Origin of the sequence: Pseudomonas sp. AF03-9, from assembly GCF_020515815.1 — a bacterium.
GTDB lineage: Bacteria > Pseudomonadota > Gammaproteobacteria > Pseudomonadales > Pseudomonadaceae > Aquipseudomonas.
On sequence record NZ_JAHPJF010000020.1, the window covers coordinates 1 to 24,650 of the forward strand.

The window sequence follows — 24,650 nt, forward strand, 5'->3', positions numbered from 1 at the left end:
ATTTGCGAAAGCAGATGGGGTTTTGTTTTGGGCGGTCGAAAAGTGCGAAGAGGGCCATTGCAATGGCCTTCAATGCTAAAGTCCACGCCTCGATTTTGCTTTTCCCAAGGAAGCCGTTATGCCGGATGCGACGTCTCTCAGTGCTGGATTCATGGTGGTTCATGGCAACCGCCTGGATGAACTGCGTAGCCTGGTCGTCAGCTGGATGCGTCGCTATCCCCTGGCGCCGCTTGAAAACGAGATCGCCTTGGTACAAAGCAACGGTATCGCCCAATGGCTCAAATTGGCCTTGGCCGAAGACCCGGAAGATGACGACATGGGCGGTTGTGGTATTGCCGCAGCAATTGACGTGCAACTCCCCGGCAGTTTCATGTGGCAGCTCTACCGCATGGTCCTCGGCCGTGACGAAATCCCGCTCAAGTCTCTGCTCGACAAAGCCCCACTGACCTGGCGTCTCATGCGTCTGCTCCCGGAACTCATCGATCAACCCTACTTCGAGCCGCTGCAACGCTTCCTCACCCACGACACCGACCTACGCAAACGCTACCAACTCGCCGAGCGCCTGGCCGACCTGTTCGACCAATATCAGGTTTACCGCGCCGACTGGCTTGAGGACTGGGCCGCAGGCAGCCACCAATTACGCAACGGCCGAGGCGAGTCAAAACCCCTCGACCCTGCCAACTGCTGGCAAGCCGAACTATGGCGTGCGCTATTGCTGGATGTCGGCGCAGAGGGCATGGCCGAAAGCCGTGCCGGCGTTCACCAGCGTTTCATCGAGCGCATCAATACCCTTGAAACGTCCCCCCCAGGCCTACCTTCGCGGGTGATCGTGTTTGGGATTTCATCGCTGCCCGCCCAAGCACTGGAAGCACTCGCCGGCCTCGCGCGTTTCAGCCAAGTCTTGCTCTGTGTGCACAACCCTTGCCGTCACCACTGGTCCGACATCGTTGCCGACAAAGACTTGCTGCGTAACGAATACAAGCGCCAAGCACGCAAAGCCGGCATGCCGCTCACCATCGACCCGCAAACCCTGCACCAGCACGCCCACCCGCTGCTCGCCGCTTGGGGCAAGCAAGGCCGCGACTACATCAGCCTGCTCGACAGCTACGACGATCCCAACAGCTACCGCGCCGCATTCCGCGACGGTCGCATCGACCTGTTCAGCGACAGCGAACCCACCACGCTGCTCAACCAGCTCCAGGACGACATCCTCGAACTGCGCCCACTCAACGAAACCCGCGAACGCTGGCCCGCTGTCGACCTGGAGCGTGACACCTCAATCCGCTTCCACGTCGCCCACAGTGCCCAGCGCGAAGTGGAGATCCTCCACGACCAACTGCTCCAACGCTTCAGCGCCGACCCCGCATTGCGCCCGCGAGACATCATCGTCATGGTCCCCGACGTCGACAGCTATGCGCCGCACATCCGCGCCGTGTTCGGCCAGCTGGAACGCAACGACCCACGCTTCATCCCCTTCACCCTGACAGACCAGGGCCAACGCGGCCGCGATCCCTTGCTGATCGCCGTCGAACACCTGCTCAAACTCCCCGACAGCCGCTTCCCGGTCAGCGAAATCCTCGACCTGCTCGATGTGCCCGCCCTGCGCGAACGCTTCGCCATCAAGGAGCGCGACCTACCCACGCTGCACCGCTGGATCGAAGGCGCCGGAATTCGTTGGGGGCTTGATGCGCAGCAACGCGCAGGGCTGGGGCTGCCACAAGAACTGGAACAAAACAGCTGGCGATTCGGCCTACGTCGGATGTTGCTTGGTTACGCCGTAGGCAGCGGCGCGTCCTGCGAAGGCATCGAACCCTACGACGAAATCGGCGGCCTGGATGCCGCCCTCATCGGCCCATTGGTCGCCTTGCTCGACGCCCTCAATGACGCGCATAAAACCCTGTCCGAGTCGGCAACTCCCCAGGTCTGGGGCGAGCGCCTGCAACGCCTGATGCAACTGTTCTTCCTGCCTAGCAGCGAGCACGACGACTACTTACTGGGCCAACTCGAACAGCTGCGCGAAACCTGGCTGGAAACCTGCGAGTCCGTAGGCCTACAGGACGAGTTACCGCTCACCGTAGTCCGTGAGGCTTGGCTGGCTGGCTTGGACCAAGGCCGCCTGTCCCAACGCTTCCTCGCTGGAGCTGTCAATTTTTGTACACTGATGCCCATGCGAGCGATCCCATTCAAACTTGTCTGCCTGCTCGGCATGAACGATGGCGACTACCCGCGCGCCCAGCCGCCGCTGGACTTTGACCTGATGGGCAGCGACTACCGTCCCGGCGATCGTTCACGCCGCGAAGACGACCGTTACCTGCTGCTCGAAGCCCTGCTCTCGGCGCGCGACCAGCTTTACATCAGTTGGGTCGGCCGCAGCATCCGCGACAACAGCGAGCGCCCGGCCTCGGTGCTGATCGGCCAGTTGCGCGACCACCTCGCCAGCGGCTGGCACCACGCCCACAGCGCCGAACCGCTGCTTGAGGCAATGACCCAGGAACACCCGCTGCAACCCTTCAGCGCCCGCTACTTCCACGAAGGCGATGCGCTGTTCAGCTACGCTCGCGAATGGCAGCTGCTGCACGAAGCATCTGATGTCGAAGCCAAAGCAGAGCAATTGCCGGAGCATCACCAGGAAGAACCCCTGAGCCTCGGCCAGTTACAAGACTTCCTGCGCAACCCGGTCAAACATTTCTTCAGCCAGCGTCTGAAAGTGTTCTTCGAGGCCGCTGAAGTGCCTCTGGCCGATGAAGAACCCTTCGTTCTCGACGCCCTGCAACGCTACAGCCTCAGCGACAGTTTGTTAAACGCGGCACTGGCCGAGCCCGATCATCCTGACCAGGCTCTCAACGCCCAAGCCCTGCGCCTGCAAGGGAGTGGCCTGCTGCCCATGGTCGGTTTTGGCGAATGCCTGCGCAATGAATTGATCGAGCCGTTGCCCGACCTGCTGCAACGTTACCAACAACTGCTGGCTCTCTGGCCCACGCCACACACCGGTGCTGAACCGATCAGTTTTGAGCATCAAGGCATTCAGCTGGAAGGCTGGATCAGCGGCCTGCACCGGCGCAGTGATGGCGGATTGCTTAGCGTGACCACTATTCCCAACAGCATCGGTTCGATCAAGACTCGCAAGTGGCATCGGCTGATCCGCCCCTGGGTCAACCACGTGGTCGCGTGCGCCTGTGGCCTGTCGTTAAGTACCGGCCTGGTCGCCAGCGACGACACCCTGCTGCTGGCCCCTCTGGAGAAATCCACCGCCCAGGACATCCTGCGCAAGCTGCTCCAGGCCTGGCATCGCGGGATGCAACAGCCGCTCCCCGTGGCCGTCAAGACCGCCTTCGCCTGGCTCGGCCAAACCGACCCGGCCAAAGCCGACGCCGCAGCCAGCAAAGCCTACGAAGGTGACGGCGTGAACACCGACGGCGAGCGCCGCGAAAGCCCTGCGCTTACCCGCCAATTCCCCGACTACGCGACACTCATCGCCAGCGCCGAATTCGAAGGCTGCTGCGAAACCCTGTATCGCCCGCTGATGAACGCAGCATGGCGATCACTGACCAGCGAGGAGGCCAGCGCATGAGCAGCAAACCCTTGGCCCTGGCCTTTCCGCTCAAAGGCAGCCAACTGATCGAGGCCAGCGCCGGCACCGGCAAGACCTTCACCATTTCTGCCTTATACCTGCGTCTTGTACTGGGGCACGGTGGCGAAGAGTCCGGGTTTGGCCGCGAACTGCTGCCACCGCAAATCCTCGTCGTAACCTTTACCGACGCCGCCACCAAGGAGCTGCGCGAGCGTATCCGCATCCGCCTGGCCGAAGCCGCGCGCTACTTTCGCAACGAAATCCAGCAACCCGATGCGCTGATCGCCGACCTGCGCAACCAATACTTGCCCGAACAGTGGCCCGCCTGCGCCAACCGCCTGGACATCGCCGCGCAATGGATGGACGAAGCCGCAGTTTCGACGATCCACAGTTGGTGCCAGCGCATGCTGCGCGAGCACGCGTTCGACAGCGGCAGCCTGTTCACTCAAACCCTGGAAACCGACCACAGCGACTTGCTTGGCGAAGTCCTGCGCGATTACTGGCGACTGTTCTGCTACCCGATGCACGACGATGCGCTCAACTGGGTCCGCACCCACTGGGGTGGCCCCGCCGCGCTGATGCCGCGGGTGCGCGCATTGTTTGGCAGCGAACGCCCCAGCGGTGAAAGCCGCGACCCTGCCGAACTGATCAACGCCTGCCTGCAGGAACGCCGCGAAGCACTGATCGAGCTCAAGGCACCGTGGCAGCAATGGGCCATCGAACTGCGTGACATCTGCCTGCAAGCCGTGGCCGCCAAAGCCGTCGACGGCCGCAAGATGCAGGCGCGGTACTTCGAGCCCTGGTTCGAAAAGATCAGCGCCTGGGCCGCTGACGAAACCCTCGAACAACTCGACATCGGCACCGGCTTCACGCGCCTGAGCCCCGACGGCATGGCCGAAGCCTGGAAGGGCGAGCCGCCGCAGCACCCTGGCATCGAGGCCATGGCCGACCTCAAGGCCGCCCTCGACGCGCTGCCCACCCCCGATGCCGCGGTGCTGCAACATGCCGCCGGTTGGGTTGGCAAACGCTTCGAAGAAGAAAAGCGTCGCCGCGCCGAAATGGGCTTCGACGACATGCTCACGCGCCTCAACACCGCGCTCCAGGCCGACGGCGGCGAGCGCCTGGCCAGTGTGATCCGCGAGCAGTTCCCGGTCGCGCTGATCGACGAATTCCAGGACACCGACCCGGTGCAATACAGCATCTTCGACAGCATTTACCGCATCGAAGAAAACCACCTCGACAGCGGCCTGTTCCTGATCGGCGACCCCAAACAGGCGATCTACGCCTTCCGCGGCGCCGACATCTACACTTACCTGCGCGCACGCGAGGCCACTACCGGGCGCCATCACACCCTGGGCACTAACTTCCGCTCCAGCCACGCGATGGTCGAGGCGGTCAACCACGTGTTCCAACGTGCCGAAAGCGGCCGTGGCGCGTTTCTCTTCCGCAAGCCGGACGGTGAAAACCCGGTGCCGTTCCAGCCGGTCTTGTCCCAAGGCCGCAAGGAGCTGTTGCAGGTCAATGGCCAGACGCTGCCGGCGATGAACCTGTGGCACCTGCCCACCGACCAACCGATTTCCACTGTGGCCTATCGCCAGCAACTGGCAGGCGCCTGTGCCACGCAGATTGCTGAACTGCTCAACGGCGGGCAGCAGGGCACAGCAGGTTTCCTACAGCCAGATGGTAGTTTCAACGGGGTGCTGCCCTCAGACATCGCCATCCTCGTGCGTGATGGCAAGGAAGCCCAAGCCGTGCGCGCCGAACTGGCCGCCCGTGGCGTACGCAGCGTGTACCTGTCGGACAAGGACTCGGTCTTCGCCGCCCAGGAAGCCCATGACCTGCTGGCCTGGCTCAAGGCCTGCGCCGAGCCGGACGTCGAGCGCCCGCTGCGCGCTGCCCTGGCTTGCGTCACCTTGAACCTGTCACTGCCGGAACTGGAGCGTCTGAACCAGGACGAACTGGCGTGGGAAACCCGCGTCATGCAGTTCCGTGGCTACCGCGCGATCTGGCGTACCCAAGGCGTGCTGCCGATGCTGCGGCGCTTGCTGCATGACTTCAAATTGCCGCAAACCCTGATCGCCCGTAGCGACGGCGAACGTGTGCTGACCAATCTGCTGCACCTCAGTGAACTGCTGCAACAAGCCGCCTCGGAACTGGACGGCGAACAGGCGTTGATCCGCCACCTGGCCGAACACCTGGCATTGTCGGGGCAAGCCGGGGAAGAGCAGATCCTGCGCCTGGAAAGCGATGAGCAACTGGTCAAAGTGGTGACGATTCACAAGTCCAAGGGCCTGGAGTACGACCTGGTCTTCCTGCCGTTCATCTGCTCGGCCAAACCGGTGGACGGCACGCGCTTGCCGCTGCACTACCACGATGAAAAGGGTAAACCCCAAGTTAGCCTGCGCCCGACCGCCGAGCTCATCACCCAGGCCGACGATGAGCGCCTGGCCGAGGACCTGCGCCTGTTCTACGTAGCCCTGACTCGCGCCAAGCACGCCTGTTGGCTCGGTATCGCCGACCTCAAGCGCGGCAACAGCAGCAGCTCGGTGTTACATCTCTCGGCGCTGGGCTACTTGCTCGGCGCCGGTGCCGCGCTGGGTGAGTCCGCTGCCCTGGCGCGCTGGTTGCTGGACTTGCAGGAAGGCTGCCCCGCCGTACACTACGGCCACGTGCCCGACGCGCAAGACATCCTCTTCCACCCACCGCGCAACGAAGCCACCTTGCTTGCACCATTGCTGCCCAAACGCAAAGCGGCAGAGAACTGGTGGATCGCGTCCTACAGCGCCCTGCGCATTGGCGACAGCATGAGTGTGGCCACCCTTGAAGCCCCGGAAAGCCCGCAGGCGCAAAAGCTGTTCGATGACGAGCGCCTCGACCCGGATGCGCCGCGCGAAGTGGCGGCGTCCGGCGGTGACATTCACCGTTTCCCACGCGGTCCGAATCCGGGGACTTTTCTCCACGGCCTGTTGGAGTGGGCGGGCGAAGATGGTTTCAACGTCACCCCGCAGGCCATCGAACAAGCCGTTGGTGCGCGCTGCAACCGACGCAATTGGGAAGGCTGGATCACCACCCTCAGCGCCTGGCTGGGCCAGTTGCTGCACACCCCGCTGCCGGTGGATAACGATCAGGTCGCACTCAGCAACCTGCAGCAATACCAGATCGAAATGGAGTTCTGGTTCGCCAGCCACAAAGTCGACGTGCTCGCCCTCGACAAGCTGGTGTGCCAGGCCACCCACAACGGAGTGTCCCGGGTCGCCGCCGAACCGGTGCTGCTCAACGGCATGTTCAAGGGCTTTATCGACCTGACCTTTGAACACGACGGCCGCTATTACGTGGCCGACTACAAATCCAACTGGCTCGGCCCCGACGATTCGGCCTACACACTGGAAGCCATGGAGCAGTCGATCCTCGAGCATCGGTATGACCTGCAATACGTGCTTTACCTACTGGCCCTGCACCGCCAGCTCAAGGCACGCCTGCCCGATTATGACTACGACCGCCACGTCGGCGGTGCGCTCTACGTGTTCCTGCGCGGCGTTCAAGCCGCCAGCCGTGGCGCGTATTTCACCCGCCCGCCGCGCGAACTGATTGAAAGCCTGGACCTGTTGTTTCAGGGCAAGCCCATCCCACCCAAGGTTGAGCCCGCCTGGGAACAAGGAGTTCTGCTATGAGCCTGTCGCCATTGCCGTTGGAGGCGTTGGACCCCCTCAGCCGCGCCGCCGACCTCGTGCAACTGCTGGAGCGCTGGGTTGACCGCGGCTGGCTGCGCGCCCTGGACAAAGCCTTCGTCGGCTTCCTGCACGAACTCGATCCCCAGGCCGACCCGCTGGTGCTGCTGGCCGCTGCATTGACCAGCCACCAACTGGGCCACGGTCACGTCTGCCTGGACCTGTTCGAAACCCTCAAGGCGCCGGACTTCGCGCTGTCCTTACCGCCCGAAGGCGACCTGCAGACCGGTGCGATGTTGCTGCCGTCGCAACTGCTCGACGGCCTCGACGGTGGCCACTGGTGCCAGGCGCTGGCTGCCAGTCGCCTGGTGGCCCAGGCCGTCGACGCCAGTGAGGCCGCGCAAAGCCGCCCGCTGGTATTGGCCGGCACGCGCCTGTACCTGCGTCGTTACTGGACTTACGAGCGGCGTATCGACAGCGCCTTGCGTCGCCGCCTCGCCACCCAGGAAAGCGTCGCTGCCGACTTGCCCCAGCGTCTCAATGGCCTGTTCGACCAGCCGCCACCGGACGGCGTGATCGACTGGCAAAAACTCGCCTGTGCCTTGGCTACGCGCGGTGCATTCAGCATCGTCACCGGCGGCCCCGGCACCGGCAAGACCACCACCGTGGTGCGCCTGCTCGCACTGCTGCAAGCGCCGGCGGTAGAAGCCGGCAGCCCGTTGCGCATTCGCCTGGCCGCGCCCACCGGCAAAGCGGCGGCGCGTCTCACCGAATCCATCAGCCAGCAAGTCCAGTCGCTGACCGTGCCTGACGACGTGCGCGAAAAAATCCCGACCCAGGTCACCACGGTTCATCGCTTGCTGGGCAGCCGCCCGGGGACGCGCCATTTCCGTCATCACCTGGGCAACCCGTTGCCCCTGGATGTGCTGGTGGTGGACGAAGCCTCGATGATCGACCTGGAAATGATGGCCAACCTGCTGGACGCCTTGCCGCCCCATGCTCGGCTGGTGCTGCTGGGCGACAAGGACCAACTCGCCTCGGTGGAAGCGGGCGCCGTGCTTGGCGACTTGTGCCGCGACGCCGAAGCCGGCTGGTACAGCGCCGACACCCGCCAATGGCTGCAAGCGGTCAGCGGCGAAGACCTCAGCGCCAGCGGCCTGGAGGAAGACCGCGACGCCAGCCATCCCCTGGCCCAGCAAGTGGTGATGCTGCGCTACTCGCGGCGTTTCGGCGAAGGCAGCGGCATAGGTCAGCTCGCCCGCTGGGTCAACCAGCAAAACCCCGAGCAAGCCCGTGACCTGTTGAATGCCGGCAGCCACGCCGACCTGGCTTGCGTAAGGCTCAAAGGGGAACACGACCATGCCCTGGAACGCTTGATCCTGGACGGGCAGGGCAGTGACGGCGCCAGAGGTTATCGCTACTACCTCGACCTGCTGCGCAGTGCGCGTCCCGCCCTCGACACCCCGCGCGAAGACAATGCCTGGATCGACTGGGCACAACAGTTATTGCAGGCTTTCGACGCCTTCCAACTGCTCTGTGCCGTGCGCAAAGGCCCGTGGGGTGTAGAAGGGCTGAACCTGCGCATCACCGCCGCCTTGCGCAAAGCGCGGCTGATCGACGGCGACGAGCAATGGTACGAAGGCCGCCCGGTATTGATGACCCGCAACGATTACGGCCTGGGCCTGATGAACGGCGACATTGGCATCGCCCTCAAGCTGCCCGAAAGTGACGGCGGGCCCCAGGTGCTACGCGTCGCTTTCCCACGTAACGATGGCCAGGGTGGTGTACGGTTTGTTCTGCCCAGTCGTCTGAACGATGTGGAAACCGTGTACGCCATGACCGTGCACAAATCCCAGGGCTCGGAATTTACCCACACCGCGCTGATCCTGCCGGATGCGTTGAACCCGGTGCTGACCAAAGAACTGATCTACACCGGCATCACCCGGGCCAAGCGCTGGTTCAGCCTGATCGAACCCCGTGGCGGGGTATTTGAAGAGGCCGTGCGGCGTAAGGTCAAGCGCTTGAGCGGGCTGATGCTGGAGTTGGGGCATGTGGCGCAAAAACCTGACTGATAGGTCATTTATGGCGCTATATCGCGGGGGTTTCCGTCGCTGTGCTATCGTTGCGGCATCATTGTGACAAGTCCTGAGAGAAACGCTGCATGAACGTGGCTGTCTCGCCTACAGAGCGTCGTTTGAGCTGGAGACACATGCTGCTGACGGCGGTTCTGTGCATGCTCGCTCCCAGCGTGTTTGCCCAGGCGCCCAGCCCGGCGGATCATCGCGCCCAGGCCGTCACCCAGGTGGTACTCGGTATCCTCAGCTACGCCCGTTGGCCGGTGGAACCTGCGCAGCTGCGGCTGTGCATCGTCGGGCCCACCCAGTACACCGACGACCTGATCAAAGGCACCACCCAGGCCACCGGCCGTCCGGTGCTGGTCCAGCGCTTGCTGGCCGATCACCCCGACATCGTCAATACCTGTAACGCCGTATACATCGGCAAACTCAGCGCTGATGAACGCAGCAAGTTGTTTGCCTCGCTGATCGGCCACCCGGTGCTGAGCATCAGTGAAGGTGGTGACCAGTGCACCGTCGGCAGTCTGTTCTGCCTGCGGGTAGGGGATGAGCAGGTGTCGTTCGAAGTCAATCTCGACTCGGTGGCGCGCAGCGGCGTGCGCATTCACCCGAGTGTGCTGCAACTGTCCCGACGCAGGGCGCCAGAGCCATGACCGCGCTGAAAGAACGCCCGACCCTACGTTCGGTCATCGGCCGTGGGCACATGATCCTGGCGCTGGTGGCGGTGATTCTGGCGAGTGTGTCCTTGACCCTGCTCGGCGTGCTGGCGCTGCGTGTCTATGCCGAACACAACCTGCACCTGATCGCGCGTTCGATCAATTACACCGTGGAAGCGGCGGTGGTGTTCAACGACAGCGCGGCGGCCACCGAGGCCCTCAGTCTGATTGCCTCCACCGAAGAAGTGGCCCAGGCCGAAGTCTTCGATGCCAACGGCAAGTTGCTGGCGCAATGGGTGCGTCCGGACACCGGCATGCTTTCGCGGGTTGAGCTGGCGCTGGCGCATACCCTGCTTGAACAACCCATCAGCCAGCCGATCCTGCACCAAGGGCGCATCATCGGCAGCATCCACCTGACCGGCCACGGCGGCAGCCTGCTGCGCTTCTTGCTCAGCGGCCTGGCCGGGATTCTGATCTGCACCGCCCTCAGCGCCTGGGTCGCCCTGCACCTGGCCCAGCGCCTGTTGCGCGGCATCACCGGGCCGTTGCAAAGCCTCGCCGCCGTGGCCCACGCTGCCCGTAGCGAGCGGGATTTCGACCGCCGCGTGCCGCCGGCGCGGATTGCCGAGCTCGACAGCCTGGGCAGCGACTTCAACGCCTTGCTCGGTGAGATGCAAGCCTGGCAGAACCACCTGCAAAGCGAGAACGAAACCCTCGCGCACCTGGCCAACCACGACAGCCTGACCGGCCTGCCCAACCGCGCGTTCTTCGAAGGCCGCTTGATCCGCGCCCTGCGCAGTGCCGCCAAGGCCAAGGAACAACTGGCGGTGCTGTACCTCGACAGCGACCGCTTCAAGGAAATCAACGACAGCTTCGGCCACGCCGCCGGTGATGCGGTGCTGGTGGCCGTCGCCGACCGTGTGCGTGCGCAGCTGCGTGAGGATGACCTGGTGGCACGCCTGGGCGGTGACGAATTCGCGATCCTGCTGGCGCCCCTGCACAAACTGGAAGATGCCCAGCGCATCGCCGACAACATCATCGCCAGCATGGACCTGCCCATCTCTGTGCCGGGAGAGGCCCAGGTGTTTACCTCCCTCAGTATCGGCATCGCCCTCTACCCCGATCATGGTGCCACCCCCGGCACCCTGCTCAATGCCGCCGATGCGGCGATGTACCAGGCCAAACGCTCGTCTTCGGGCGGCCAGCAAACGGCGGAATCGGAAGCCTCCGTCGTCAACGTTCAACACAGGAGTTGACCCCTTGTTCTCGACCGCGCGCTTTATGTTTATCACCCTCCTGGTGGCGCTGCTCGCCCTCGGCGGCTGCCAGACGGCCCCACCCAAAGGCCTGACCCCGGCGCAGATTGCCGTGCTCAAGCAACAAGGCTTTGAACTCACCGACGACGGCTGGGCCTTTGGCCTGTCTGGCAAAGTGCTGTTTGGCAGCGATGTCGAAAGCCTGAACCCGCCCAGTACCGAAATCGTCGAACGCATTGGCAAGGCCCTGCTCGGCGTGGGTATCGAACGGGTGCGTGTCGACGGCCACACCGACGCCTCGGGGAAGGAAACCTACAACCAGCAACTGTCGCTGCGTCGCGCGAAAAGCGTGGCCAAGGTGCTGACCGGCGTGGGGATGAAGGAAGAGAACATCCAGTTGCGCGGGCTGGGCAGCAGCGAACCTGTAGCGCCGAATACCACGGTGGCAGGGCGTACGGAGAACCGGCGGGTATCGATCGTGGTGATCGCCGACTGAGTCGACTCACCTATTTTCAAATTGAAACACAATCAACTGTGGGAGCTGGCTTGCCTGCGATAGCGGTCTATCAGCCGTGAAGTGCCGACTGATCCACCGCAATCGCAGGCAAGCCAGCTCCCACACTCTATTTGGGGTGTGCTTTAAACCCCATCTCTCGTGTCTCCCCCATCAACAACCCCTGGTTCTGCTCCGTCACTTCCCGGATGTAGTCCCACAGCAACGTAATCCGCTTCAACTTCCTCAAGTCCTCGCGGCAATACATCCAGAACTGCCGCGTAATCGCGATCTCCTCTCCCAGCACCGGCAATAAGCGCGGGTCCTGCGCCGCCAGGAAACACGGCAGGATCGCCATCGACCGCCCCTGCTGCGCTGCCACGTACTGCGCAATCACGCTGGTGCTGCGCAAGCTGGCGCTGGCGCCGGGCACCACGTTTGCCAGGTACAACAATTCGGAGCTGAACGCCAAGTCATCCACGTAACTGATGAACGGATGCTCGGCCAGATCCGTCGGGCGTCGGATCGGCGGGTGTTGGTCGAGGTATTCCTGGGTCGCGTACAACTGCAGTTTGTAGTCGCACAGCTTGCAGCACACATAAGGCCCGTGTTCCGGGCGTTCCAGGGCGATGACGATGTCGGCTTCGCGCTTGGACAGGCTGATGAAGTGGGGCAGGGGCAGGATGTCCACCGAGATTGCCGGATACGTATCGACGAAGTGGCTCAATTGCGGCGTGACGAAAAAGCTGCCGAACCCTTCGGTACAGCCCATGCGCACATGCCCGGACAGCGCCACGCCAGAGCCGGAAACCTGCTCGCAGGCCATGTGCAGAGTGCTTTCGATCGATTCTGCATAGCCCAGCAAACGCTGGCCTTCGGGGGTGAGGACGAAGCCGTTGGTGCGGGACTTTTCGAACAGCAGGGTGCCGAGTGACACCTCCAGCGAACTGATGCGCCGCGACACCGTGGTGTAGTCCACCGCCAGGCGCTTGGCGGCGACGCTGGCCTTGCGGGTGCGGGCCACTTCGAGGAAAAACTTCAGGTCATCCCAGTTCAGGGCGCCCAGTGACGTGATGTTTTTTTGCATATTGGTCCGGCTTTTATGTGCGTTCTTATTAGAGATTTGCACATCTATACTCCAAAAACAGTCCGAACGCCTCATTCCCAAGGCGATTCACGCGCCTTGTCTCTGCATAACTACAAGATTGGAGACCCCATGAACGCTTCTGCCGATATCTCCGTACAACAGGTCAAATTGCTGATCAATGGTGAATGGGTCGAGTCCAAGACCACCCACTGGCAAGACATCGTCAACCCGGCCACCCAGCAAGTGCTGGCCAAAGTCCCGTTCGCCACGGCCGATGAAGTCAATGCCGCCATCGACGCCGCCCACCGCGCCTTCCAGACCTGGAAGCTGACGCCGATCGGCGCGCGCATGCGCATCATGCTCAAGCTGCAAGCCTTGATCCGCGAACATTCCAAGCGCATCGCCGTGGTCCTCAGCGCCGAGCAGGGCAAGACCATTGCCGATGCCGAAGGCGATATTTTCCGCGGCCTGGAAGTGGTGGAACACGCCTGTTCCATCGGCACCCTGCAGATGGGCGAATTCGCCGAGAACGTCGCCGGTGGCGTCGACACCTACACCCTGCGTCAACCGATCGGCGTGTGCGCCGGCATCACCCCGTTCAACTTCCCGGCGATGATTCCGCTGTGGATGTTCCCGATGGCAATTGCCTGCGGTAACACATTCGTCCTCAAACCGTCCGAGCAGGACCCGCTGTCGACGATGCTGCTGGTAGAACTGGCGCTGGAAGCCGGTGTGCCGGCGGGCGTGCTCAACGTGGTGCACGGCGGCAAGGACGTGGTGGATGCGCTGTGCACCCACAAAGACATCAAGGCCGTGTCCTTCGTCGGCTCGACCGCAGTCGGCACCCATGTGTACGACTTGGCGGGCAAGCACGGCAAACGCGTGCAGTCGATGATGGGCGCCAAGAACCACGCCGTGGTGCTGCCGGATGCCAACCGCGAGCACACCCTCAACGCCTTGGTCGGTGCCGGTTTCGGCGCGGCAGGCCAGCGCTGCATGGCCACCTCGGTGGTGGTGCTGGTGGGGGCGTCCAAGCAATGGCTGCCGGACCTCAAGGCGCTGGCGCAGCAACTCAAGGTCAACGCCGGCAGTGAAGCCGGCACCGACGTCGGCCCGGTGATTTCCAAGCGTGCCAAGGCGCGCATCCTGGAGCTGATCGAAAGCGGTGTGAAGGAAGGCGCCAAGCTGGAGCTGGACGGCCGTGACATCCAGGTGCCGGGCTACGAGCAAGGCAACTTTGTCGGCCCGACCCTGTTCTCCGGCGTGACCACCGACATGCAGATCTACACCCAGGAAATCTTCGGCCCGGTGCTGGTGGTGATCGAAGTTGCGACCCTCGATGAGGCCATCGCACTGGTCAACGCCAACCCGTTCGGCAATGGCACAGGCCTGTTCACTCAAAGTGGAGCGGCGGCGCGTAAGTTCCAGAGCGAAATCGATGTAGGCCAGGTCGGCATCAACATTCCGATCCCGGTGCCGGTGCCGTTCTTCAGCTTCACCGGTTCCCGTGGCTCCAAACTTGGCGACCTCGGCCCGTACGGCAAGCAAGTGGTGCAGTTCTACACCCAGACCAAGACCGTCACCAGCCGCTGGTTCGACGACGACACGGTCAACGATGGCGTCAACACCACCATCAACCTGCGCTGATTCCGGGAGACGAGCATGAAGATTGCATTTATCGGCCTGGGCAACATGGGCGCGCCCATGGCCCGCAACCTGATCAAGGCCGGCCACGCGCTGAACCTGTTCGACTTGAACCAGACGGTCCTCAAGGAGCTGGCCGAGCTGGGCGGCACTATCAGCGCCTCACCGCGTGACGCAGCCAACGGCGCCGAACTGGTGATCACCATGCTGCCGGCCGCGGCCCATGTGCGCAGCGTCTGGCTGAATGAAGACGGCGTACTCGCCGGCATCGGCAAAGGCGTACCGGCGGTGGATTGCAGCACCATCGACCCGCAAACCGCGCGTGACGTAGCCGCGGCTGCCGCCAAGCAAGGCGTGGTGATGGCGGATGCACCGGTGTCCGGCGGCACCGGCGGCGCCCAGGCCGGGACGTTGACCTTTATGGTCGGCGCCACCGCAGAACTGTTCGCCACCCTGCAACCGGTGCTGGCGCAGATGGGCCGCAACATCGTGCACTGCGGCGACGTGGGTACCGGGCAAATCGCCAAGATCTGCAACAACCTGCTGCTGGGCATCAGCATGGTCGGCGTCAGCGAAGCCATGGCGCTGGGGGATGCGCTGGGCATCGATACCCAGGTGCTGGCGGGAATCATCAACAGCTCGACCGGGCGCTGCTGGAGTTCCGATACCTACAACCCGTGGCCGGGGGTGATCGAAACGGCGCCGTCGTCCCGTGGCTATACCGGCGGGTTTGGTGCCGACCTGATGCTCAAGGATCTGGGGCTGGCGACTGAAGCGGCACGCCAGGCGCACCAACCTGTGATCCTCGGCGCGGTGGCGCAGCAGTTGTACCAATCGATGAGTCAGCGTGGGGAGGGGGGCAAGGACTTCTCGGCAATCATCAACAGCTACCGCAAACCCGAATAAGGTCAACCTGTCGTGAGCGGGGCAAGCCTGCTCACGACAGCGGTTTTGGCTTCAGCAGCAGGTCAGGCGAACACGAAGTACTTACGCACGGTCTCGACCACTTCCCAGGTGCCTTTCATCCCCGGTTCCACCACAAAGATGTCCCCGGCACGCAAGTGAATCGGCTCCAGGCCGTCTGGGGTGATGATGCAGTAGCCTTCCTGGAAGTGGCAGTATTCCCACTTCACGTATTTCACATACCACTTGCCCGGTGTGCAGATCCAGGTGCCCATGATCTTGCTGCCGTCTTCGCTGGTATAGGCGTTGAGGTTGACGGTGTGCGGGTCGCCTTCGAGCTTTTCCCATTTGCACGCGTCCAGGACCGGCAGGGGGTGAGTGTCGCGCAGTACGGTGATGGGCTTGGACATGATGTCTCCGAGGCAGGGAATTCAAAGATGAACCCTACGGCCTCGGGCGTTGCGCCAGTGGTCTGAACTCGACATCGGGATGCCCAGAAGCGCAGCAGAGTCCGATTCCTCTGACACGCTTCTGTTTACTGTGGGAGCGGGCTTGCTCGCGAATGCGGTGGGCCGGTCAACTCAGCCGTAACTGGCCGACTGCATTCGCGAGCAAGCCCGCTCCCACACGGATTACTGCGCCACAGCGACTTTCGTGTTTTTCATCCGCAAGCGATAGGCAATGTAGATCACCCCCACCCACACCGGCATTGCAAACACCGAATTGCGAATCCCCGGGATCGCCAGCATCACGCTGATGATCACCACCATGAATGCCAGGCACAGGTAGTTGGTGTACGGGAACCAGAAGGTCTTGAACGATGGGGTCACGCCTTGCTCGCCCATGGCCTTGCGGAACTTGATGTGGGTGAGGCTGATCAGCGCCCAGTTGATCATCAGCGAGGCAACCACCAGTGCAAACAGCAGCTCCAGCGCGCTGTGCGGTGCCACGTAGTTGACCACCACGCAGAGCATCGTCACCAACGCCGAGACCGCCAGGGCGCGTAGCGGCACGCCTTGCTTGTTCAGCTTCATCAGCGCTTTTGGCGCATCGCCTTGCTCGGCCAGGCCGAACAGCATACGGCTGTTGCAGTACACGCCGCTGTTGTAGACCGACAACGCTGCGGTCAGCACCACGAAGTTGAGGATGTGTGCCGCGGTGTCATTACCGATCAACGAGAAGATCTGCACAAACGGGCTGCCACTGTAGGCATCGCCCGACGCGCCGAGGGTTTGCAACAGTTGGTCCCACGGGTACAGCGACAGCAGCACGGTCAGGGCGCCGACGTAGAAAATCAGGATGCGGTACACCACCTGGTTGATCGCCTTGGGGATCACCTTGCGCGGCTCGCTGGCTTCGGCGGCGGTGATGCCCACCAGCTCCAGGCCACCGAACGAGAACATGATGAACGCCATCGACATCAACAGCCCCATGCCGCCATTCGGGAAGAACCCGCCGTGGTCCCACAGGTTGCTGATGGACGCTTGCGGGCCGCCAAGGCCGCTGAACAGCAGGTAGCAGCCGAGCAGGATCATGCCGATGATCGCCACCACCTTGATGATCGCAAACCAGAACTCGGCCTCACCGAAGAACTTCACGTTCAGGGTATTGATCAGGTTCACGGCCGCAAAGAACACCAGCGCGCTGACCCAGGTCGGAACCTCTGGCCACCAGAACTGGATGTACTTGCCCACCGCCGTCAGTTCGGCCATGCCGACCAGTACGTAGAGCACCCAGTAGTTCCAGCCCGCCAGAAAGCCCGCGTAGCCGCCCCAGTATTTGTGGGCGAAGTGGCTGAAGGAACCGGCCACCGGCTCTTCGACGATCATTTCGCCAAGCTGGCGCATCATCAGGAATGCGATGAAACCGGCGATCGCGTAACCCAGGATCATCGACGGCCCCGCTGACTTGAGCACGCCCGCCGAACCGAGGAACAGCCCCGTACCAATCGCCCCTCCCAAGGCGATCAGCTGAATATGCCGGTTCTTCAGGCCCCGCTTGAGGCCCACCGGGTTAACCATGTCATCCGCCATTCACGTTACCTTCTACTTTTTTCGCGAGGTGGTGCACATCGCACCTGCCCTTGGAACTGCTGAGGGGGCAGATATTACTCTGCGTGACCGCCGAGCGTTATCAACGCGGTCAAAAAATGTGTGAGGGGTTCAGGGCGTCGAACAAGGCTTTGGCGTAACCGGGTAGCTGTTCAAATGAGCGCGCGCTGAGCAGCAGCTGTCGGCAGGCCCATTCTTCGCGCAAGGGTTGAGCCTTGAAGCGGCGCTCCTTCGGCCAACGCTCCAGGGCCGCCTGGGGCACGATGGCGAGCCCGGCGCCGCCTGCGACCATGCGGATAACCCCATCAAAACCTTCCGCGCGGATCCGCGTTTGCAGGCGGAACCCGGCGTGCAACGCCTGTTCTTCCAGATACACCGCCAGCGCGCTGTTGGCGGCGAGGCCCACGTAGTCGTGTTGCAGGCTATCGATGAAGCTGACGTTCCGGCTGGCGAGCGGATGATCCAGCGGCATGATCAACACCAGCGGGTCGTCGCGAAACGCCAGGGTCTGTAAGCCGTGGGTGTCCACTGCGTCGGAAATGATCCCGAGGTCGGCCGTACCCTGGCGCAATGCCTGGGTGATGCGCAGGCTGGGCAATTCCTGAAGGTCGATGTCGAGGTTGGGGTGCTCACGCAGAAAGTCCGCCAGCAGTTCCGGCAGGTATTCGCTGAGGGCGGTGGTGTTGCACAGCAGGCGCACCTGGCCTTTGACGCCGTTGGCGTATTCCGCCAGGTCCTGTTGCAGGTGTTCGGCCTGTTGCAGCAACAGGCGCGCGTGACGGGCCAGAGCCTTGCCGGCGGGCGTGGGGGTGACGCCGCGGCGGCCGCGTTCGAGGAACTCGATGCCCAGTGACGCTTCCATCGCCCGGATGCGTGCACTGGCAGCGGCCAGGGATAAATGGCTGCGGGCGGCGCCGGCGGTGATATTGCCGGTGTCGAGGATGTGCAGGTAGAGGCGCAGGTCGATCAGGTCAAAGTGCATGGTGGGGGTTCTCGAGTGACTGGGCTGGCCTCTTCGCGGGCAAGCCCGCTCCCACACTTGACTGAGTTCCAGCATGAGAATGGGGTCGAATGTGGGAGCGGGCTTGCCCGCGAAAGCGTCATCAGCCTCACGCAAAACAAGAGGCTGTCTCAGTATATGGCGAATTTCCAACCCCGCCTCAACCCGCCACAATCCGGCCATGACTACTGTCCTCACGTTCTACCAAGACATCGGCCCCGCCCTGACCCTGCTGGTATTCGGCACCTTCCTGCTGGCCGGCGCCGTCAAGGGCGTGATCGGCCTGGGCCTGCCCACGGTCGCCATGGGCCTGCTCGGCCTGGCTATGCTCCCGGCGCAGGCTGCGGCGTTGCTGATCATTCCATCGACCGTTACCAACCTCTGGCAGTTGGCATTCGGCGGCCACCTGCGTGCGCTGCTCAAACGCCTGTGGCCGCTGTTGCTGCTGATCTTCCTCGGCACCGGGCTCGGCACGTTGTGGCTGGGCATGGACGGCGGCGGCTGGGTGGTGCACGCCTTGGGCGGCGCGCTGCTGGTGTATGCGTTGAGCGGATTGTGCCTGCCTACATTGAAGGTCAAGCCTGAAACTGAACGCTGGCTTGGCCCGGTGTGTGGCCTGGTCACCGGTATCATCACCTCGGCCACCGGCGTCTTCGTGATTCCGGCGGTGCCGTACCTGCAAGCCCTGGGCTTGAGCCGCGACCAACTGGTGCAGGCGCTGGGGCTGTCGTTCAGCGTATCAACCCTGGCGTTGGCCGCCGGCCTGGCCTGGCGCGGCAGCCTCGGCGGTGGCGAGATCAATGCCTCGCTGCTGGCGCTGGTGCCCGCGCTGCTGGGTATGGGGTTGGGCCAAGTGGTGCGTCAGCGCATCAGCGCGGTGCTGTTCAAGCGCGTGTTTCTTATCGGTATGGCACTGTTGGGCGGCCATCTGCTGATCAACGGTTAACAATCGCCAGGTATTCGTGCATTGCAGTCAAATGTATTTTGCCGCGCCACCGCTTATTCCGAGGGGCTGAGGTCGATAGTCTGCGTCCAGACATTTCAACTTCTGGAGACCCTCCCATGAAAAAAGTACTCCTGCTCAACGGCGGCAAAAAGTTCGCCCACTCCGATGGCCGCTACAACAACACCCTGCATGACGCCGCCGTGGCCGTGCTGGACCGTGGCGGTATCGACGTCAAGGTCACCCATATCGATGAAGGCTACGACGTGGCCGAAGAAGTCGCGAAATTCCTCTGGGCCGACGTAATCATCTACCAGATGCCCGGCTGGTGGATGGGCGCACCGTGGATCGTCAAGAAATACATCGACGAGGTCTTCACCGAAGGCCACGGCAGCCTGTACGCCAGCGATGGCCGCACCCGCTCCGACGCGTCGCAGAAATACGGCAGCGGCGGCCTGATCCAGGGCAAGCAATACATGCTGTCGCTGACCTGGAACGCACCGCAGCAAGCCTTCGACGACCCGAGCGACTTTTTCGAAGCCAAGGGCGTGGACGCGGTCTACTTCCCGTTCCACAAGGCCAACCAATTCCTTGGCATGACCGGCCTGCCGACCTTCCTCTGTGTGGACGTGATGAAACGCCCGGCCATCGACGCCGACGTGGCGCGCTACGAGCAGCATCTGGCGCAGGTGTTCAACCTCTCGGTGTAAGCTGCGGCTAACCGATTACGAGGACAGCCAGTGAAAGCCCGATCCGACGAGCTACAAATCTTCGTCAGCGTGATTGAGTGCGGCTCGATTTCCGCCGCGGCGGAGCAGGTCGGGCAGACGCCGTCGGCGGTCAGCCGCACCTTGTCGCGCCTGGAGGCCAAGCTCGACACCACGCTGATCAACCGCACCACGCGACGCATGGACCTGACCGAAGAGGGCAAGTACTTCTTCGAGCAGGCCAAGCTGATCCTGGCGCAGATGGATGAGCTGGAAGAACGCCTGTCGTCGCGCCAGAAGCACCCGGCCGGGCGCCTGCGTATCAATGCGGCCGTGCCGTTCATGCTGCACGGGATCGTGCCGTACATCGCCGAATTTCGCCGCCTGTACCCGCAGATCCAGCTGGAGCTGAACAGCGATGACTTGATCATCGACCTGCTGGAGCAAAGCACCGACATCGCGATCCGCATCGGTACGCTGGCCGACTCCACCCTGCATGCCCGCGCCTTGGGCTGCACGCCACTGCATATCCTCGCCAGCCCTGCCTATATCGAGCAGTTCGGCACGCCGACCACGGTAGCTGAGCTGGCCGACCACACCTTGCTTGGCTTCACCCAGACTGAAACCCTCAACCACTGGCCACTGCGCCATCTGGAAGGCGACCGCTGGCTGATCCAGCCGGGCATTGCCGCGTCCAGCGGTGAGACCCTGCGCCAGCTGGCGCTGGAAGGGCAGGGCATTTGCTGCCTGTCGAACTTCATGACCAGCGCCGACATCGACGCCGGGCGCCTGGTGCCGGTGCTGGAGGCGTTCAACAGCGGCTATCGCCAGCCGATTCATGCGGTGTTCTATCGCAACTCGCAGTTGGCGCTGCGCATCCAGTGTTTCCTCGACTTTATCCAGGCCAAGCTGGCGCGGTATGCCTGCTAGCGGTTGGCTTGGGACCGCGGTGCGGCCTTTCGCGGGCAAGCCCGCTCCCACACTTGACGGCATTCCAAGGTTCAAACGCGGTCAAGTGTGGGAGCTGGCTTGCCTGCGAAAGGCCCGACACGGTCCGCCAGACTAGCCCCACCCCCCGGCAATTGCGTACCATCGCCCGCCTTATTCCCGCCTTACCCTGGTACTTCATGAACCTCACCCGTCTGCGCGCCGATGCCCTGGCCGGCCTCACCACGTCTTTCGCGCTGCTGCCCGAATGCATCGCCTTTGCCCTGGTGGCCCATCTCAACCCGCTGATGGGGCTCTACGGCGCCTTTATCATCTGCACGCTCACGGCGCTGTTCGGCGGTCGTCCCGGCATGGTCTCGGGTGCGGCAGGGTCGATGGCGGTGGTGATCGTCGCGCTGGTGGTGCAACACGGCGTGGAGTACCTGCTGGCCACGGTGCTGCTGGGCGGGTTGATCATGATCGCCTTTGGCCTGTTGCGCCTGGGCAAGCTGGTGCGCATGGTGCCGCACCCGGTGATGCTGGGGTTCGTCAACGGCCTGGCGATCATCATTGCATTGGCGCAACTGGAGCATTTCAAGAGCGGTGAACACTGGCTCAACGGCACGCCGCTGTACGTGATGATCGGCCTGGTGCTGGTGACCATGGCCATCGTCTACCTGCTGCCGCGCATCACCCGCGCAGTGCCGCCGGCGCTGGTGGCGATCCTCGGCGTGGGCCTGGCGGTGTACCTGCTCGGCCTGCCGACCCGCACCCTGGGCGATATGGCCCACATCGCCGGCGGCCTGCCGACGTTTGCGCTGCCGCAGGTCCCCTGGACCCAGGAAACCCTCGGCATCATCGCGCCGTACGCGTTCCTGATGGCCATGGTCGGCCTGCTGGAAACCCTGCTCACCCTTAACCTCACCGACGAAATCACCGAGACCCGTGGCTACCCCGATCGCGAAAGCGTGGCTCTGGGCGCGGCGAATATGGTCTCGGGCGTGTTTGGCGGCATGGGGGGTTGCGCGATGATCGGGCAAACCGTGATCAACCTCAGCTCCGGCGGGCGCGGGCGTTTTTCCGGGGTGTTTGCCGGGGTGATGATCCTGTTGTTTATCCTGTTCCTGTCGCCGTTTATCGAGCGCATTCCGCTGGCGGCGCTGGTCGGGGTGATGTTCGTGGTGTCCCAGCAGACCTTCGCCTGGGCGTCCTTGCGGGTGATCAACAAGGTGCCGCTCAACGATGTGCTGGTGATCCTGGCAGTGACGGTGATCACCGTGTTCACCGACCTGGCCACCGCCGTGCTGTGCGGGATCGTGATTGCGGCGCTGAACTTCGCCTGGCAACAGGCCCGCGAGTTGTACGCCGATACGCATCTGGAGGCCGATGGCAGCAAGCTCTATCGGGTGCACGGCACCTTGTTCTTCGCCTCGACCACGCCGTTCTTGAACCAGTTCGACCCGGCGGGCGACCCCGCGCAGGTGACGCTGGATTGCCGGCACCTGAGCTTTGTCGATTATTCAGCGATTGCCGCGCTGATGACCTTGCGCGAGCGGTATGCCAAGGCCGGCAAGCACCTGCGGGTGCTGCATTTGTCGGAGCGCTGCAAGAAGCTGCTCAAGCGCGCCAAGGTGCATCACGACTGATGGTGGAACCTTGTGGCGAGGGAGCTTATTCCTACAGGGTCATGGTCCGACCAGGTTTTCCAGTTCCTGGGCGCGGGTCTGGGTCATGTCCAGTACGCAGCCGGAGCCGTTGACCTGATCGATGCTGCCTCCGGTGGCTGAGCCGGCGAAGGCGCAATTGGCATCGCGGTATTTTATCCACAGGCGCTGCACGTCTTGCAGTTGCTGTTTGCGTGCGCCTTCCTGGGCGGCGAGGGCGGTCTTGTAGGCCGCGTTCAGGCGCTTGTCCTGCACCTTGGTTTCCTTGGCGTTGCAATTGACCATGTCGGCGGTGGTGTTGGCGCCGTCCATGCATTTTTGCAACGCCGCGTTTTCGGCAGCCGAGGCCGCGCCGCACAGGACGAGGAGCAGGGCGCCGGTGGCTAGGGATGTACGAGTCATGGTCGTGTTTCCTGAGCGTGAGTGATTGCGCATTGTAGGACTCGACGACGACGCTTGAGTTTCCGACATCCTCTGATCTTCATGTAAGAACACCCCCCGAATTTTCATCCACAGCTGTCGGGCATATCCCCAGGCGACAGTGCTTGTCTGTGGGCGAAAATTACTTTCATAAAAATTGAAAACACTCATCGGTAATGATTTATGACTTTCACAACCTATTCGACGTGACCCTTTCCGAGGAGTACCGCATGGCCGCATTACCGGGCTTGGGGCTATTGGCATACGCTGCCATCGCCATCATCGCTTTGATCGTGCTGATTGCACGCTACCGACTCAACCCGTTTATCGTCATCACCCTGGTGTCAATCGGCCTGGCGCTGCTGGCCGGGATGCCGGCGGACACCATCATGGGGTCGTATGAAGCGGGCGTCGGCAAGACCCTGGGGCATATCGCCCTGGTCGTGGCGCTGGGCACCATGCTCGGCAAGATGATGGCCGAGTCCGGCGGCGCCGAGCAGGTGGCGCGTACCCTGATCAATCGGTTCGGCGAGCGCAACGCGCATTGGGCGATGGTCTGCATCGCGTTCCTGGTGGGGCTGCCGCTGTTTTTCGAGGTCGGTTTTGTGTTGCTGGTGCCGATCGCCTTTACCGTGGCGCGACGCGTGGGCGTGTCGATCCTGATGGTCGGTTTGCCGATGGTCGCCGGTTTGTCGGTGGTGCATGCCTTGGTGCCACCGCACCCGGCGGCGATGATGGCGGTGCTGGCGTATAACGCGTCGGTGGGGCAGACCGTGCTGTATGCGATTTTGATCGGTATTCCCACGGCGATCATCGCCGGCCCCGTGTACGCCAAATTCATCGTGCCGCGCATTCACCTGCCGGCGCAAAACCCGCTGGAACGCCAGTTCATCGACCGCGAGCCGCGTACCCGCCTGCCCAGTTTTGCGCTGACCATGGGCACGATCCTGTTGCCGGTGGTGCTGATGATGATCGGTGGTTGGGCCAACGTGATCTCTACGCCGGGCAGCGGTTTCAACCAGTTCCTGCTGTTTATCGGCAACTCGGTGATTGCGCTGCTGCTGGCGACCTTGGTGAGTTTCTGGACCTTGGGCATCGCCCAGGGGTTTAACCGCGAGTCGATCCTCAAGTTCACCAACGAATGCCTGGCGCCGACGGCGAGCATCACCTTGCTGGTGGGCGCGGGCGGCGGCTTGAACCGCATCCTGGTGGATGCGGGCGTGACCAATGAAATCCTGGGGCTGGCCCACGCGTTTCAGCTGTCGCCGCTGGTGATGGGCTGGCTGTTCGCGGCGTTGATGCGCATCGCCACCGGCTCGGCGACGGTCGCCATGACTACCGCTTCCGGCGTGGTGGCGCCGGTGGCCATGGGTCTGGGTTATCCACACCCGGAATTGCTGGTGTTGGCCACTGGTGCGGGTTCGGTGATCTTTTCCCACGTCAATGACGGCGGCTTCTGGCTGATCAAGGAATACTTCAATATGACGGTAATCCAGACCTTCAAGACCTGGACCGTGCTGGAGACCTTGATTTCAGTGGTCGCCTTCGGTCTCACCTATGGTCTGTCCTGCCTTCTGTAACCCGG

At 62.9% G+C, this 24,650-nt stretch carries 18 protein-coding genes; 13 read left to right on the forward strand and 5 right to left on the reverse strand.

Going from position 1 to position 24,650, the window contains the following annotated elements:
- Positions 1–118: 118 nt before the first annotated feature.
- The 6 genes from recC to LIY36_RS22700 all read left to right on the forward strand — a co-directional run bounded on the left by recC (position 119) and on the right by LIY36_RS22700 (position 11,722).
- On the forward strand, positions 119–3,571 hold the full coding sequence (gene recC / locus LIY36_RS22675) for an exodeoxyribonuclease V subunit gamma (RefSeq protein ID WP_226457240.1): 3,453 nt from the start codon (positions 119–121) through the stop codon (positions 3,569–3,571).
- Positions 3,568–7,242, forward strand: a complete 3,675-nt coding sequence (recB, locus tag LIY36_RS22680) for an exodeoxyribonuclease V subunit beta (RefSeq protein ID WP_226457241.1) — start codon at positions 3,568–3,570, stop codon at positions 7,240–7,242. The genes recC and recB overlap by 4 nt, the downstream gene beginning before the upstream one ends.
- The gene (gene recD, locus LIY36_RS22685) at positions 7,239–9,311 is read left to right on the forward strand and encodes an exodeoxyribonuclease V subunit alpha (RefSeq protein ID WP_226457242.1); all 2,073 of its coding nucleotides are present in this window, start codon (positions 7,239–7,241) and stop codon (positions 9,309–9,311) included. Before recB ends, recD begins: the two co-directional genes overlap by 4 nt.
- 89 nt (positions 9,312–9,400) lie before the next feature.
- A complete protein-coding gene (locus tag LIY36_RS22690; RefSeq protein WP_226457243.1) occupies positions 9,401–9,967 on the forward strand; it encodes a YfiR family protein in 567 nt (188 codons plus the stop codon).
- A complete protein-coding gene (locus LIY36_RS22695) occupies positions 9,964–11,226 on the forward strand; it encodes a diguanylate cyclase domain-containing protein (protein WP_192300630.1) in 1,263 nt (420 codons plus the stop codon). Before LIY36_RS22690 ends, LIY36_RS22695 begins: the two co-directional genes overlap by 4 nt.
- A gap of 4 nt (positions 11,227–11,230) precedes the next feature.
- Complete coding sequence (locus LIY36_RS22700) at positions 11,231–11,722, forward strand: OmpA family protein (RefSeq protein WP_226457244.1); 492 nt, start codon at positions 11,231–11,233, stop codon at positions 11,720–11,722.
- 127 nt (positions 11,723–11,849) lie between these two features.
- Here the strand turns inward: LIY36_RS22700 and LIY36_RS22705 are convergent, their stop codons facing one another.
- On the reverse strand, positions 11,850–12,806 hold the full coding sequence (locus LIY36_RS22705; protein ID WP_226457245.1) for a LysR family transcriptional regulator: 957 nt from the start codon (positions 12,804–12,806) through the stop codon (positions 11,850–11,852).
- Positions 12,807–12,935: 129 nt separating this feature from the next.
- On the opposite strand from LIY36_RS22705, the gene LIY36_RS22710 reads away from it, so the two are divergent.
- Entirely contained in the window at positions 12,936–14,453 is a 1,518-nt protein-coding gene (locus tag LIY36_RS22710; protein ID WP_226457246.1) for a CoA-acylating methylmalonate-semialdehyde dehydrogenase, read from the forward strand.
- 15 nt (positions 14,454–14,468) lie between these two features.
- Positions 14,469–15,356: a 3-hydroxyisobutyrate dehydrogenase gene (mmsB, locus tag LIY36_RS22715; RefSeq protein ID WP_226457247.1), complete on the forward strand. Its 888-nt coding sequence runs from the start codon at positions 14,469–14,471 to the stop codon at positions 15,354–15,356.
- A 62-nt stretch (positions 15,357–15,418) separates the two neighbouring features.
- On the opposite strand, the gene LIY36_RS22720 is transcribed toward mmsB, so the two are convergent.
- The 3 genes from LIY36_RS22720 to LIY36_RS22730 form a co-directional block, all read right to left on the reverse strand.
- Positions 15,419–15,763, reverse strand: coding sequence for a cupin domain-containing protein (locus LIY36_RS22720; RefSeq protein ID WP_226457248.1), 345 nt, complete (start codon positions 15,761–15,763; stop codon positions 15,419–15,421).
- Positions 15,764–15,985: 222 nt separating this feature from the next.
- The gene (locus LIY36_RS22725) at positions 15,986–17,386 is read right to left on the reverse strand and encodes an amino acid permease (RefSeq protein ID WP_192300624.1); all 1,401 of its coding nucleotides are present in this window, start codon (positions 17,384–17,386) and stop codon (positions 15,986–15,988) included.
- Positions 17,387–17,495: 109 nt separating this feature from the next.
- Positions 17,496–18,386, reverse strand: coding sequence for a LysR substrate-binding domain-containing protein (locus tag LIY36_RS22730; RefSeq protein WP_226457249.1), 891 nt, complete (start codon positions 18,384–18,386; stop codon positions 17,496–17,498).
- 199 nt (positions 18,387–18,585) lie between these two features.
- Here LIY36_RS22730 and LIY36_RS22735 point away from each other — a divergent pair, with 199 nt between their 5' ends.
- The 4 genes from LIY36_RS22735 (at position 18,586) to LIY36_RS22750 (ending at position 22,627) form a co-directional block, all read left to right on the forward strand.
- On the forward strand, positions 18,586–19,350 hold the full coding sequence (locus LIY36_RS22735; RefSeq protein WP_226457250.1) for a sulfite exporter TauE/SafE family protein: 765 nt from the start codon (positions 18,586–18,588) through the stop codon (positions 19,348–19,350).
- Positions 19,351–19,466: 116 nt separating this feature from the next.
- Complete coding sequence (locus tag LIY36_RS22740; RefSeq protein ID WP_192300621.1) at positions 19,467–20,057, forward strand: NAD(P)H-dependent oxidoreductase; 591 nt, start codon at positions 19,467–19,469, stop codon at positions 20,055–20,057.
- Positions 20,058–20,087: 30 nt separating this feature from the next.
- Positions 20,088–20,984: a LysR substrate-binding domain-containing protein gene (locus LIY36_RS22745; RefSeq protein WP_226457251.1), complete on the forward strand. Its 897-nt coding sequence runs from the start codon at positions 20,088–20,090 to the stop codon at positions 20,982–20,984.
- 197 nt (positions 20,985–21,181) lie between these two features.
- Positions 21,182–22,627 carry a SulP family inorganic anion transporter gene (locus LIY36_RS22750; RefSeq protein ID WP_226457252.1) on the forward strand — a complete coding sequence of 482 codons (1,446 nt, stop codon included), beginning with the start codon at positions 21,182–21,184 and terminating at the stop codon, positions 22,625–22,627.
- 39 nt (positions 22,628–22,666) lie between these two features.
- On the opposite strand, the gene LIY36_RS22755 is transcribed toward LIY36_RS22750, so the two are convergent.
- Complete coding sequence (locus LIY36_RS22755) at positions 22,667–23,047, reverse strand: lysozyme inhibitor LprI family protein (protein WP_192300618.1); 381 nt, start codon at positions 23,045–23,047, stop codon at positions 22,667–22,669.
- A 194-nt stretch (positions 23,048–23,241) separates the two neighbouring features.
- On the opposite strand from LIY36_RS22755, the gene LIY36_RS22760 reads away from it, so the two are divergent.
- Positions 23,242–24,645 (forward strand): GntT/GntP/DsdX family permease, encoded by a 1,404-nt coding sequence (locus LIY36_RS22760; protein WP_192300617.1) that lies wholly within the window; start codon positions 23,242–23,244, stop codon positions 24,643–24,645.
- Positions 24,646–24,650: the final 5 nt, after the last annotated feature.